We start from the raw sequence: 13,061 nt of genomic DNA on the forward strand, positions 1-13,061 counted from the left end.
GGGCAATACAAGAATCGGACCGTTCCGTCCGAATTTTCGCGGCCCCTGCGCGATCCCTCTTGCGGATCATGCAAAATGGCGTTCACATTGCGTGCTTCCGATGAACCGGCCCGCCGGCCGGACGAGAAGCGAGCCAGTCATGTCCGTCAATGCCAGTGCAGGCGGTCGTTCCCGCAATCACATCGTGCTCACCTCCCACGGCGCGCCGACCGGCGTCGCCGCCGATGGCCCCACGCTGAACTGGGGCGCGCCCAGCGCCGCCGCGCGCGGACCGGTCGTTGCCACGCTCACCGACCCCAAGCGCCGCAACGCCATCGGTTCCCATGCCGGCAGCTATGCGATCTATCGCGCGCTCGCCATCGCCGCCGGCGCCCTGCCGGCCGATTTCAAGGCCGACCTCACCAATACCGCCCCGTCCGACACGATCGGCCCGCATCCGCAATGGGGCGACGCGGGCAAGATCGTCTCGCTCGACCCTTACGGCCACATGATCGGCGAAGCCTTCCCCGAGGCCATCGCCGGCGGTCTCGACGTGCGGCCCTCCATCGCCATTACCCGCGCGCGCATCGACATGCCGGAGATCCGCGATGCGCTGAGGGCCGGGCGGCTTTCCGTCGACGGCGACATCATCGGGCCGAAGGGCGATGTGCGCGTCACCAAGGCGGCGATCGAGCCGGTCTGGTACCTGCCCGGCATCGCCGAGCGCTTCGGCGTCACCGAGGGCGCGCTGCGCCGCGCGCTGTTCGAGCATACGGGGGGTATGTTCCCCGAACTGGTGACGCGCGGCGACCTCAAGGTGTTCCTGCCCCCGATCGGCGGCATGACGCTCTACATGTTCGGCGAGCCCTCGCGGATCGGCGACGGTGTCACTCCGCTTGCCTGCCGCGTGCATGACGAGTGTAACGGCTCGGACGTGTTCTCCTCCGATATCTGCACCTGCCGGCCCTATCTCGCCCATGGCATCGAGCTGTGCGTGGAGATGGCGCAGAAGGGCGGCGTCGGCCTCGTGGTCTATAACCGCAAGGAAGGCCGGGCGCTGGGCGAGGTGACCAAGTTCCTCGTCTATAACGCCCGCAAGCGGCAGGAGGGCGGCGACCTGCCGGAAACCTATTTCAAGCGCACCGAATGCGTGGCCGGGGTGCAGGACATGCGCTTCCAGGAACTGATGCCTGACGTGTTCCACTGGCTGGGCATCCGCCAGATCGACCGCTTCGCCTCGATGAGCGACATGAAGTTCAACGCGCTCGACCGGGCGGGGATACGGATCATCGAGCGGGTGCCGATTCCCGAGGATCTCATCCCGCAGGATGCCCGTGTCGAGATGGAGGCGAAGGTCTCGGCCGGCTATTACAATGTCGGGTTCCAGAGCCAGTATGACGTCACGCAGGGGCGCGGGCTGGAGGAATAGGCGACGCGCCCGTCTTTCCTCCTCCCGTCGAGGAGAGGAAGCCCGCGCAGCGGGTCGGTGAGGGACGGGCGATGAAACGCCCGTTCGCCCCTCACCCCACCGCTCTCCCGCCGGGAGAGGGAGCCTGTGGCTCTCCGGTCCTTCCGGCGCGGACGATCCGATCCGCACGACGACATCTGAACGACGAAAGCCGATGCATGACCTCGCCCGACATGACCTCGCCCCACCTTGTCCCGCCTGAACTTGCCGCGCTGCGCTCGCCGGCCGCCGTCCGTGCCCGTTGCCACCTCGTGCTCGATCATGTGCTGGCCGGCCGCTCACCGCACTTCACCGTCGAGGAGGCGGCGCTCGGTACCGTGGCGGACTATGTCGCCGCGGTGACGCGGCAGGATTATCCCACGCTGGACATTCCCTATCACAGCCGCTGGCGGCATTTCGATGCCGGCGGGCTGGACCGCTGGGGCGCTCTGGCTGCGGGGCTGGCGAGCACCGACCCAACGGAGCGCGCCCGCATCAGGATCGACCTCGCGGTGGTGAGCGTGCTGCTGGACGCCGGGGCGGGCGATGCCTGGCGCTATCACGAGGAGGCGAGCGGGCTCACCATCGGCCGCTCGGAAGGGCTGGCGGTGGCGAGCTTCAACATGTTCGCGGCCGGTGCCTTCTCCTCCGACCCGACCAATCCGTTGCGGGCCGACGCCGGCGCGTTGATCCGGCTGGATGCGGCCACGCTCGCCGATCATTTCCAGGTGAGCGAGGCCAACCCGCTGGTCGGGCTGGAGGGCCGCGTGTTGCTGCTCAACCGGCTCGGCGCGGCGCTGGCGGCGCGAGCGGACCTGTTCGGCGACGGCGTGTTCCGCCCGGGTCATCTCTATGACGCGCTGGCGCCACAGGCGCGGCTCGGCCGGCTGCCGGCGGCGCGTATCCTTGAGGCGCTGCTGGACGGGCTGTCGGTGATCTGGCCGTCCGGGGTGAGCGTCGAGGGCGTGGCGCTGGGCGATGTCGGCCGTCACCCGGCGGTGGCGGTGCCGGACCGCTCGAACGGCATCGTGCCGTTTCACAAGCTCTCGCAGTGGCTGACCTATTCGCTTCTGGAGCCGTTCGAGACAGCCGGCCTCGCCATCACCGATCTCGATGCGCTGACCGCGCTGCCGGAATACCGCAATGGCGGGCTGCTGGTGGATCTCGGCCTGATCGTGCCGCGCGCGCCGATCGATCCGGCGCAGAAGCACGACGTCTCGTCGGAACTGGTGGTGGAGTGGCGGGCGCTGACCGTGGCGCTGATGGACCGGCTGGCCGACGAGGTGCGCGCGCGGCTGGGGCTCGACGCCTCGCTATTTCCCCTCGCCAAGCTGCTGCAGGGCGGCACCTGGACGGCCGGCCGGCGCATCGCCGCCGAACGTCGCCCGCCCGCCGGTCCGCCGCCCATCGCCATCGACGCGGACGGCACGGTGTTCTGAGGGCGCCCTGGCGCGGCCAGGCGTGCAGAACCGGCCGATCTCCCTCTCCCCGACGGGGAGAGGGTTGGGGTGAGGGGGCCGGGCTGTGGCAACTCCTCACCGACCCGCTTCGCGGGCCACCTCTCCCGACGGGGTGAGGGAGGTCAACGAATTTGCGGCGCCTTCGTCAGTCCAGCTGCGCGCCGGAGGCCTTTACGATCGGAGCCCATTTGGCGAGTTCCTTCTTCACGTGCTCGCCGAGTTCCTCGGGCGTCGAGCCGACCGGCGTGGCGCTGAAATCGGCGAGGCGGGCCTGCACCTTGGGGTCGGTGAGCGCCTTGTTGGCCGCCGCGTTGAGCTTGGCGACCACTTCCGGCGGCGTGCCGGCCGGGGCGAACAGCGCGTTCCACGTATAGGTCTCGTAGCCCGGCAGTACCTCCGCGATGGCCGGCACGTCCGGGAAGGACGGGGCGCGCTTGGCCGTGGTCACGCCGAGAGCCCGCAGCTTGCCGGACTTGATGTGGCCGGAGGAGGAGGGGAGGTTGTCGAACATGATCGGCACCTGGCCCGATATCACGTCGATAAGCGCCGGCCCGGCGCCCTGATAGGGAATGTGCTGCATGTCGACGCCGGCCATGCTCTTGAACACCTCGCCGGACAGATGCAGCGGCGTGCCGTTGCCCGAGGAGGCATAGCTGTACTTGCCGGGGTTGGCCTTGAGCAGGGCGATTAGCTCCTCCGTGGTCTTGGCCGGGAATTCCGGGTTCACCACCAGCACATTGGGCACGATGACCAGCAGCGAGACGGGCGCGAAGCTGGTCACCGGGTCATAGGGCATCTTCTTGTAGAGCGCGGGGTTGAGCGCGTGGGTCGCCACCGTGCCCATGAGGATGGTGTAGCCGTCCGGATTGGCCTTGGCGACCTGCGCGGCACCGAGATTGCCGCCCGCACCGCCCTTGTTCTCCACCACCACGGTCTGGCCGAGTTCGGCCGTCATGCGCTCGGCGATGAGCCGGCCCACGAGATCGGTGGAGCCGCCGGCGGCGAAGGGGATGACCAGCGTGATCGGCCGGGTGGGAAAATCCTGCGCGAGCGCCGGCGACAGCGTCAGCAGCGCGGCCGCCGCGGCGGCGAGCATCGTACGTAACATGAAGGCGTTCTCCCGATTGTGATCCATTGGCGCGAGCCGCCGCCCTTGGGGGGCAGGCCGTCGCGCGTGATGTCCTAACGTGAGCGATTTGCCGCCATCGCTCAATGTCCCCGGCATAGGACAATGGGCCAAGGGGCGGCCGAGGGGCGATTTCGAGCGATTTTCTGGCGCGATCGGCCGTCATCACCGCGCGGCACGAAAGCATTGGATACCGAAACGATCTATGATTGTATCCAATATGAGCAGTCGGTGCATGCCATGCCCAATTGCTGTGCGTTGTCCCTGCATCTACGGCGCGCAGTCACCCGCCGCCCGCCCGCACTCTTGCCGGCCCGAGCGGTTTCCCTGTGCGCGGCGCGGTTGGCATAGCGCTTGCGAGGGCCATGGAGGTCGGACATGCGGGGAGTTGCGGCGGCAAGATGAGCAAGGGCGCCGACATTGAGCTGATCCACGTCACGAAACGCTATGGCGCGGCACTCGCCGTGGATGCGGTTTCGCTGAAGATTCCGGCCGGCACCTATTGCTGCCTGCTGGGCCCCTCCGGCTGCGGCAAGACCACCACGCTGCGCATGATCGCCGGCCATGAGAGCATCAGCGAGGGCGATGTCCGTCTCGGGCCCACCGTGGTGACGGACCTGCCGCCCGCCAAGCGCGGCACGGCGATGATGTTCCAGAGCTACGCGCTGTTTCCCCATCTCGACAGCGTCGACAATGTCGCCTTCTCGCTGAAGATGAAGGGTGTCGACAAGCTCACCCGCCGCGCCAAGGCGATGGAGATGCTGAAGCTGGTGCAGCTTGACCATCTCGCCGAGCGCCGCCCGGCGCAGCTCTCCGGCGGCCAGCAGCAGCGCGTGGCGCTGGCCAGAGCGCTGATCACCGATCCGCAGGCGCTCCTCCTCGACGAGCCGCTCTCCGCGCTCGATCCGTTCCTCAAGATCAAGGTGCGGCAGGAACTGAAGAAGCTGCAATTGCAGCTCGGCATTTCCTTCATCCACGTCACCCACAGCCAGGAGGAGGCGATGGCGCTCTCCGACCTCGTGGTGGTGATGAATGGCGGGCGCATCGAGCAGGCGGCGACGCCGCGCGAGGTGTTCAATCGCCCCGCCACCGCCTTCGTCGCCCGTTTCATGGGCGATCACAACGTCATTGCCGGCCGGGTATCCCAGGTGGCGGGCGACACCGCGATGTTCGAGGTGCCGGGCGGGGCCTCCTTCCACGCGCCCGGCGCGGCCGGGCTGGAGCCGGGCGCGCCGGTGGAAATCGCGGTGCGCACCGATCGCGTGCGGCTGGCCGACAGCGTCGTTCCCGGTTGCGGGCTCACCGGGCTGGTGCAGAATATCGAGTACCATGGCCAGAAGGTGCAGATCGCCCTCGCGGCCCCGGGGGTCGACGAGTTCTCCGTGCAGGTGCCGGAGACCGCCTTTTTCGAGGCGCCGCTCAGCGTCGGCGATGCCGTGCCGCTCGCCTGGACCTCGCAGGATGTCCACATCCTGCAGCCTTCGCCTTCCGCCTGACATCCGCGACATGCAACGCCGGCTGATAGACCGGCCAACGCTCGGGAGACTTCGATGAACAAGAAGACCACGGATACGAGCGCCGCGGGCGCCGCCACGGACGCGAAGTCCGGCCTGTCGCGCCGCCATGTGCTCAAGGGCGCGGCCGCGCTCGGCGGCCTCGCCGGCTCGGGCGCGGTAACGGGCTTCCCCACCATCTGGGCGCAGAACCCGATCACGCTGCGCCAGTTCGGCACCGGCGTTTCGAACCTCAACGCCATCGCCGAGAAGTGCAAGGCGGATCTGGGCATCACGCTGCAGATGACCGCGCTGGATTCGGACGCCGTCTCCCAGCGCGTGGTGACGCAGGCCAACTCCTTCGATATCGCCGACATCGAGTACTGGATCTGCAAGAAGGTGTTCGCCGCCGGCACGCTGCAGCCGATGGATGTGAAGAAGATCAAGTATTACGACGATATCGTCCCGATCTTTACCACCGGCAAGCTCACCCCTGAATCGAAGATCGCGCAGGGCACCGCGCCCTCGACCGTCGGCTTCGTCGAGGGCCCGGAATCCAAGACCTTCGCCAAGGCGCCCACCCAGTGGATGACGCTGATCCCCACCATCTACAATGCCGACACGCTCGGCATCCGCCCCGACCTGGTGGGCCGGCCGATCAAGAACTGGAAGGACATTCTCGACCCCGCCTTCAAGGGCAAGACCTCGATCCTGAACATCCCGTCCATCGGCATCATGGACGCGGCGATGATCTGCGAGAGCGCAGGCGTCATCAAGTATGGCGACAAGGGCAACATGACCAAGGCGGAGATCGACACCACGATCGATTTCCTCATCAAGACCAAGAAGGCCGGCCAGTTCCGCGCCTTCTGGAAGACCTTCGACGAGAGCGTGAACCTGATGGCCTCGGGCGAGGTGGTCATCCAGTCCATGTGGTCGCCGGCGGTGGCGGCGGTGCGCTCCAAGGGCATTCCCTGCGTCTACCAGCCCTTGGAAGAAGGCTATCGCGCCTGGGGTGGCGGCCTCGGCATCGCCAAGCACCTCAAGGGCGCGCAGCTGGACGCGGCCTATGAGTATATCAACTGGTACCTGTCCGGCTGGGTCGGCGCCTATCTCAACCGGCAGGGCTATTACTCGGCCGTGCTCTCCACGGCCGAGAAGAACATGACCCCGGAAGAGTGGGGCTTCTGGATGCTCGGCCAGCCGGCCAAGACCGACATTCTCTCGCCCGAGGGCAAGGTGATGTACACGGCCGGCGCGGTGCGCGACGGCGGCTCCTTCAAGGAGCGCATGGGCGCGGTCGCCTGCTGGAACTCGGTGATGGACGAGGACCGCTACATGGTGCGCCGCTGGAACGAGTTCATCGCGGCGTGAGGTGAGACGATGGGGAGCGAGCGACGTCTGATCCCTCTCCCCGCACCGAACCCGGCGGTTGCCGGGTTCGGTCCTCGGCAAAATCAGCATCGGATCTATCCGAAGTTGATGGCGAGGGATGAGATGAGGGGCTTTCCTTCACGCCCGGCCGCTCGCTACCTCACCCAACCCTCTCCCCCGCGGGGAGAGGGCGTCCGTCCCGGCCGCTCGTTCACCGGAAGCTGCGCATGACGCTCACCCGATTGGCTCCCTACCTTCAGGCGACGCCGCTGACGCTGATCCTCGCGGCGTTCCTGGTGCTGCCCATCGCCACCATCACCATGGTGAGCTTCTGGGACTATGATTCCATCCAGATCTTCCCGGCCTTCGTCTTCACCAATTACGAGGAGACGATCACCTCGCCGGTGACGTGGAACACCTATATCAACACGCTGAAATTCACCGTCATCGTCTGGGCGGTGACGCTGCTGGTAGGCTTCTGGGTGGCCTATTACCTTGCCTTCCACATCCGCTCGGCGACGACGCAGATGGTGCTGTTCCTCGTCTGCACCATCCCGTTCCTCACCTCGAACATCATCCGCATGATCTCGTGGATCCCGTTCCTCGGGCGCAACGGGCTGCTGAACCAGACGCTGATGCAGCTCGGCATCATCAACCAGCCGCTGGAATTCCTGCTGTTCTCGGACTTCGCGGTGGTGCTCGCCATGGTGCACCTCTACACGCTGTTCATGGTGACGCCGATCTTCAACACCCTGATGCGCATCGACCGCGCGCTGATCGAGGCGGCGCGCGACGCCGGGGCGAGCGGCTGGCAGATCCTCACCAATGTCATCATCCCGCTGGCCAAGCCCGGCATCGCCATTGGCTCGATCTTCGTCGTCACGCTGGTGATGGGCGATTTCATCACCGTGCGCTTCATGTCGGGCGGGCAATCGGCTTCGGTGGGCCTGATGATGGCGAACCAGATCGCGCTGCTGCAATACCCGGCGGCGGCGGCGAACGCGGTGATCCTCCTGATCCTCGTACTGCTGCTGGTGGGCGGCATCCTGCGCATCGTCAATATCCGCAAGGAACTGTGAGGAGCCGGCGATGAACTCGGAACGACGCGGCCCCGGCTTCTACGTGCTCACCGCCTTCTTCGCGCTGTTCGTGCTGTTCCTGTACGGGCCGCTGACGACGATCTTCATCCTGTCCTTCCAGGGGCCCAATGGCGGCCTCACCTTCCCGATGAACGGCACCTCGCTGCGCTGGTTCCGCAACCTCTTGTTCGAGCAGCAGGCGGTGGGTGATTTCGGCGGCGCCTTCACGCGCTCGCTGCTGCTGGGCATCATGACCATGCTGACCACGGTGGTGGTGTCGCTGCTGGCCGGGCTCGCCTTCCGCCGCCGCTTCCTGGGCGCGGGTCCGCTGTTCTATCTCACCATTGCCAGCCTGATCGTGCCCTCGATCCTGATCTCGCTGGGCATCGGCCTCGCCTTCCAGGTCTTCGGGCTGGAGCCGGCCTGGTATTCCTCGGCCTTCGGCGCGCATCTCACCTGGACGCTGCCCTTTGGCCTCCTGATCATGTTCGCGGTCTTCAACCGCTTCAACCCGGCCTATGAGGAAGCGGCGCGCGATCTCGGCGCCACACCGTGGCAGACCTTCGCCCATGTGGTGCTGCCCATCATCCTGCCGAGCCTGGTCGGCGTCGGCCTGTTCGGCTTCACTCTCTCCTATGACGAGTTCGCCCGTACGCTAATGACGTCCGGCACCTTCAACACGCTGCCGCTGGAAATCTACGGCATGACCACCAACGTCACCACGCCGGTTCTCTATGCGCTCGGCACCGTGACGACCCTGTTCTCGATGGGCATCATCCTCCTCGCGCTCGGCACGATCGCCGTGCTGCGCAAGCGGCGCGCCCGCCGCATCGCTGGCTGACGACATTCCGTTACGGAAATCATCTGGCGGGTTAACGACTTGGCCCGGATGGAGCGCGCTCGCATGGCGCACGCCTCCGTAGGGAACCGGATGGATCGTGGCGTGTTGACGTTCAAAATGCGTCCATCGGTCGACCGGGTTCGCAACCGTCTGCGCCCCGCGCCGCACCCGACGGAGCGCGACAGCACGGGAGCGAGCGCCATGAACATCTGCACCACCGACCGGACCATCTGCGACCTTCTCCAGGAGGTCGCGAAGGACGATCGAAAGCACGCGCTGACCATCAAGCTGCGCAGCGGCGACCTGATCACCGCCTATGGTCCGATCGAGGTGGCGGACCGTTTCATGCTGTGCCGGCTGCACGACACCAATTATCAGGGCAGCCAGCTGATCGCGCTCGATACGATCGAGTTCATCCGCTGAGGCCTTTGGCGGCTGCGCCGGCCATTTTCTTGGCCGTGAGGTGTTCCACCTGACGGCAAAAGGCTCTAGTTGCGCTGCAACACCATTGCAGGGCTCCCGCGCGCATGATCCGGCTCGATTCCATCGGCAAACAGAACGGCAAGCAGATCGTCTTCATCGAGGCCTCGGCCACGCTTCTCAAGGGCGAGAAGGTCGGGCTGGTGGGGCCGAACGGGGCGGGCAAGACGACGCTGTTCCGCCTGATCACGGGTGAGGAAGCGCCGGACGAGGGACAGGTCTCGGTCGATCGCGGCATCAGCATCGGCTATTTCAGCCAGGATGTGGGCGAGATGGCGGGCCAGTCCGTGCTGGCCGCGGTCATGGACGGCGCCGGCCCGGTCAGCACGATTGCCGCCGAGCTGCGCGCGCTGGAGGGCGCCATGGTCGACCCCGACCGGGCCGACGAGATGGACGCCATCATCGAGCGCTATGGCGAGGTGCAGGCCCGCTTCGAGGAACTGGACGGCTATTCGCTGGAGGGGCGGGCGGCCGAGGTGGTGGCGGGCCTCGGCTTCAGCCAGGAAATGATCGACGGCGATGTCGGCAAGCTCTCCGGCGGTTGGAAGATGCGCGTCGCGCTCGCCCGCATCCTGCTCATGCGCCCGGACGTGATGCTGCTCGACGAGCCCTCGAACCATCTCGATATCGAGAGCCTGATCTGGCTGGAGGCGTTCCTGAAGAATTTCGACGGCGCGCTGATGATGACCTCGCATGATCGCGCCTTCATGAACCGCATCGTCAACAAGGTGGTGGAGATCGACGCCGGCACGCTCACCTCCTATTCCGGCGATTACGAGTTCTATGCCCAGCAGCGCGCGCTGGCCGACAAGCAGCAGCAGGCGCAGTTCGAGCGCCAGCAGGCCATGCTGGCCAAGGAGATCGCCTTCATCGAGCGCTTCAAGGCCCGCGCCTCCCATGCCGCGCAGGTGCAGAGCCGGGTGAAGAAGCTCGACAAGATCGAGCGCGTCGAGCCGCCGCGCCGCCGCCAGACCGTGGCCTTCGAGTTCCAGCCCGCCCCGCGCTCGGGCGAGGACGTTGTGGCGCTGAAGAACGTGTCCAAGGCCTATGGCGCGCGGCGTATCTATGATGGCCTGGATTTCCATGTCCGCCGGCGCGAGCGCTGGGCGGTGATGGGCGTCAACGGCGCCGGCAAGTCCACGCTGCTCAAGCTCGTCACCGGCTCCACCGACCCGGATGCCGGCACGGTCGCGCTCGGCGGCAGCGTCAAGATGGCCTATTTCGCCCAACACGCGATGGAGGTGCTGGAAGGCGATCGCACCGTGTTCCAGACGCTGGAAGACGCTTTTCCACAGGCGGCGCAGGGCTCCCTGCGCTCGCTCGCCGGCTGCTTCGGCTTCACCGGCGACGACGTGGAAAAGCGCTGCCGCGTGCTCTCCGGCGGCGAGAAGGCGCGGCTCGTCATGGCGAAGATGCTGTACGATCCGCCGAATTTCCTCGTGCTCGACGAGCCGACCAACCATCTCGACATCGCCACCAAGGAGATGCTGATCGCCGCGCTGGCGAGCTATGAGGGGACCATGCTGTTCGTCAGCCACGACCGGCATTTCCTCGCCGCGCTGTCGAACCGGGTGCTGGAGCTGACGCCCGAGGGCATCCACCAATATGGTGGCGGCTATGTCGAATATGTTGCCCGCACCGGCCAGGAAGCGCCCGGCCTGCGGCATTAGCGCGTTCGCGCGCGGCGATGCCTCGTTGGCGTGCCGCCGCCGCGTTCCGGCACGCGATGGGGTGAGCCTCCGCCCGGTTCGTCCGCCTGGTTCCGCTGCCCGGTCGCGCGGCTATCGCGAGGAACACGACGAAAAGCGGCCGGGAAGGGGCGCCGTGCCCTTTCCCGGCCGCTGGTGTCTTCGTCTGGCGCCACATGGCGCCGGCATGCGCGCGTCAGGCCGCCTGGTTCAGCACCAGCTCGACATTGCCGCGGATCTCGACCTCGATCTCGAGGATCGACAGCGGCGCGCCGCGCTCGAGCCGTACCTTCACCGCGTCGCGCTCGCACGGCACGCGCTTGGCGACCGCGGCGAGAATATCCTCCCGCAGGCTGGCGAGAAGATCGTCGCCGCCCAGAACCTGCCGCTCATGCGAGAGCAGGATCTGCAGGCGCTCGCGCGCCTGCGGTGCGCTGCTGGCGCTGGAGAACAGTTTCTTCCACAGGGTCATGCTGCCCTCCTGAGGAACTTGCCGAAGAAACCGAGACGCGGCTTGCCGGGAATTTCCATCGCCACGGTCTCGCCCTTGAGCCGGCGGGCGGCGTCGACATAGGCCCGCGCCGGCGCGCTCTCGGGATCGTGGATGGAGACCGGCACGCCGAAATTCGAGGCCCGCAGCACGTCGTTGCTCTCGGGCACGATGCCCAGCAGGGGCAGCGAGAGGATTTCCAGCACGTCCTCGGTCTTCAGCATGTCGCCGCGCGCGGCGCGGATCGGGTCATAGCGGGTGAGCAGCAGGCGCTTGTCCACCGTCTCGCCGCGCTCGGCCTTCAGCGTCTTGGCATCGAGAATGCCGACGATGCGGTCGCTGTCGCGCACCGAGGAGACTTCCGGATTGGTGACGACGATGGCGATGTCGGCATGGCGCATGGCGAGCGTGGCGCCGCGCTCGATGCCGGCCGGGCTGTCGCAGATCACCCAGTCGAAATGGCGCGAGAGGTCGCCGATGACCTTATCGACGCCTTCCTCGGTGAGCGCATCCTTGTCGCGGGTCTGCGAGGCCGGCAGCAGGAACAGCGTTTCCACCCGCTTGTCGCGGATCAGCGCCTGCGGCAGCCGGGCATCGCCCTGGATGACGTTCACGAAATCATAAACGACGCGCCGCTCGGCTCCCATGATGAGGTCGAGATTGCGCAGGCCGACGTCGAAGTCGACCACGACCACGCTGTCGCCCGTCCGAGCGAGCGCGGCGCCGATCGCGGCGGTCGTCGTGGTCTTGCCGACGCCGCCCTTGCCCGATGTGACTGTGATGATCTTCGCCATGCCTCGCTCCTAAAGTGCGGCAAGCCGCAATGCGTCGTTTTCGATCCAGACCTGGACGGACTGGCGCCGGAAGGCGTCGTCGATGTTCTCGGCCGTGCGGTACACGCCGTCGATGGCGAGCAGTTCCGCTTCCAGCTTTCGGCAGAAGATGCGCGACTTGGCGCCGAAGGTGGCCCCGGCAATGGCCCGGCCGGCCAGCGTGCCATAGACATGGATGGATCCGCCGGCGATGATTTCGGCGCCCGCGCCGACCGAGCCGACAATGGTCACGTCGCCTTCCAGGCACACGATGGACTGGCCGGAGCGCACGCGCTGCTCGACCAGAAGGTTGACCGGCTCGACCGGGGCGGCCGGCTTGGCCGGCTCCGCGACAGGCGCGGAAATCTCGTCGGGGATGGCCAGCGTGGCGTCCCGGCCCCCGCGCAGCACCGGTGGCATGGCGGCATCGACCATGCTGGGCTTGACGCCCTCGAGCCCGATGAGGCGCACGCCGCGGCTGGCCAGCTCGCGGATCCAGCGCTCCACTTCGGCCTTGTTCGCGGCGGTGCCCGAGAGGTCCAGCACCACGGTGCGACCGGTGAAGAAGCCGGGGGAGCGCTGCAGCCAGATGTCGAAATCGGCGAACCACGGCTCCATCGGCACGTCGGCGACCAGCGTCATCGCGAGGAAGGAACGCCCGCGGAAGCGGATGGATGGCCCCGATTTGCCGATTACGCTCACCGCACGAATCTCCCTCTGATCGTTAGGAGTTTGTTTAATCCTGGTTAACGACTGGTTAAGAAGGCCGGAGCGGCCGCAGACGCAGCGGTT

Annotated in this window: 12 protein-coding genes; 8 read left to right on the forward strand and 4 right to left on the reverse strand. The window is 66.8% G+C overall.

Translation table 11 applies throughout. The annotated features are described in order from the left end of the window. The first annotated feature begins 139 nt into the window (after positions 1-139). Both FHS55_RS00405 and FHS55_RS00410 read left to right on the forward strand, forming a co-directional pair. Positions 140-1,408, forward strand: a complete 1,269-nt coding sequence (locus tag FHS55_RS00405) for a GTP cyclohydrolase II (RefSeq protein ID WP_183187714.1) — start codon at positions 140-142, stop codon at positions 1,406-1,408. A gap of 197 nt (positions 1,409-1,605) precedes the next feature. Continuing rightward, on the forward strand, positions 1,606-2,865 hold the full coding sequence (locus FHS55_RS00410; protein ID WP_246339737.1) for a URC4/urg3 family protein: 1,260 nt from the start codon (positions 1,606-1,608) through the stop codon (positions 2,863-2,865). A 166-nt stretch (positions 2,866-3,031) separates the two neighbouring features. Here the strand turns inward: FHS55_RS00410 and FHS55_RS00415 are convergent, their stop codons facing one another. After that, the gene (locus FHS55_RS00415) at positions 3,032-3,994 is read right to left on the reverse strand and encodes a Bug family tripartite tricarboxylate transporter substrate binding protein (RefSeq protein ID WP_183187715.1); all 963 of its coding nucleotides are present in this window, start codon (positions 3,992-3,994) and stop codon (positions 3,032-3,034) included. 419 nt (positions 3,995-4,413) lie between these two features. On the opposite strand from FHS55_RS00415, the gene FHS55_RS00420 reads away from it, so the two are divergent. The 6 genes from FHS55_RS00420 (at position 4,414) to FHS55_RS00445 (ending at position 10,949) form a co-directional block, all read left to right on the forward strand. Beyond that, positions 4,414-5,508: an ABC transporter ATP-binding protein gene (locus FHS55_RS00420; protein WP_183187716.1), complete on the forward strand. Its 1,095-nt coding sequence runs from the start codon at positions 4,414-4,416 to the stop codon at positions 5,506-5,508. Between the two features lie 54 nt (positions 5,509-5,562). After that, the gene (locus FHS55_RS00425; protein WP_183187717.1) at positions 5,563-6,879 is read left to right on the forward strand and encodes an ABC transporter substrate-binding protein; all 1,317 of its coding nucleotides are present in this window, start codon (positions 5,563-5,565) and stop codon (positions 6,877-6,879) included. Positions 6,880-7,106: 227 nt separating this feature from the next. Then, positions 7,107-7,958 (forward strand): ABC transporter permease, encoded by an 852-nt coding sequence (locus tag FHS55_RS00430; protein WP_183187718.1) that lies wholly within the window; start codon positions 7,107-7,109, stop codon positions 7,956-7,958. 10 nt (positions 7,959-7,968) lie between these two features. Next, the gene (locus FHS55_RS00435; RefSeq protein ID WP_183187719.1) at positions 7,969-8,799 is read left to right on the forward strand and encodes an ABC transporter permease; all 831 of its coding nucleotides are present in this window, start codon (positions 7,969-7,971) and stop codon (positions 8,797-8,799) included. A 63-nt stretch (positions 8,800-8,862) separates the two neighbouring features. Beyond that, positions 8,863-9,222, forward strand: a complete 360-nt coding sequence (locus tag FHS55_RS00440) for a hypothetical protein (RefSeq protein WP_183187720.1) — start codon at positions 8,863-8,865, stop codon at positions 9,220-9,222. A 104-nt stretch (positions 9,223-9,326) separates the two neighbouring features. Further along, positions 9,327-10,949, forward strand: coding sequence for an ABC-F family ATP-binding cassette domain-containing protein (locus tag FHS55_RS00445; protein WP_183187721.1), 1,623 nt, complete (start codon positions 9,327-9,329; stop codon positions 10,947-10,949). A gap of 214 nt (positions 10,950-11,163) precedes the next feature. Here the strand turns inward: FHS55_RS00445 and minE are convergent, their stop codons facing one another. The 3 genes from minE to minC are packed head-to-tail and all read right to left on the reverse strand — an operon-like array spanning position 11,164 to position 12,971. After that, positions 11,164-11,439, reverse strand: coding sequence for a cell division topological specificity factor MinE (gene minE / locus FHS55_RS00450; protein WP_183187722.1), 276 nt, complete (start codon positions 11,437-11,439; stop codon positions 11,164-11,166). Next, positions 11,436-12,251 carry a septum site-determining protein MinD gene (minD, locus tag FHS55_RS00455; RefSeq protein ID WP_183187723.1) on the reverse strand — a complete coding sequence of 272 codons (816 nt, stop codon included), beginning with the start codon at positions 12,249-12,251 and terminating at the stop codon, positions 11,436-11,438. The genes minE and minD overlap by 4 nt, the downstream gene beginning before the upstream one ends. A gap of 9 nt (positions 12,252-12,260) precedes the next feature. Then, positions 12,261-12,971 carry a septum site-determining protein MinC gene (gene minC / locus FHS55_RS00460; RefSeq protein WP_183187724.1) on the reverse strand — a complete coding sequence of 237 codons (711 nt, stop codon included), beginning with the start codon at positions 12,969-12,971 and terminating at the stop codon, positions 12,261-12,263. Between the last annotated feature and the right edge of the window lie 90 nt (positions 12,972-13,061).

It is taken from the genome of Ancylobacter tetraedralis, from assembly GCF_014195655.1.
GTDB classification, from domain to species: domain Bacteria; phylum Pseudomonadota; class Alphaproteobacteria; order Rhizobiales; family Xanthobacteraceae; genus Ancylobacter; species Ancylobacter tetraedralis.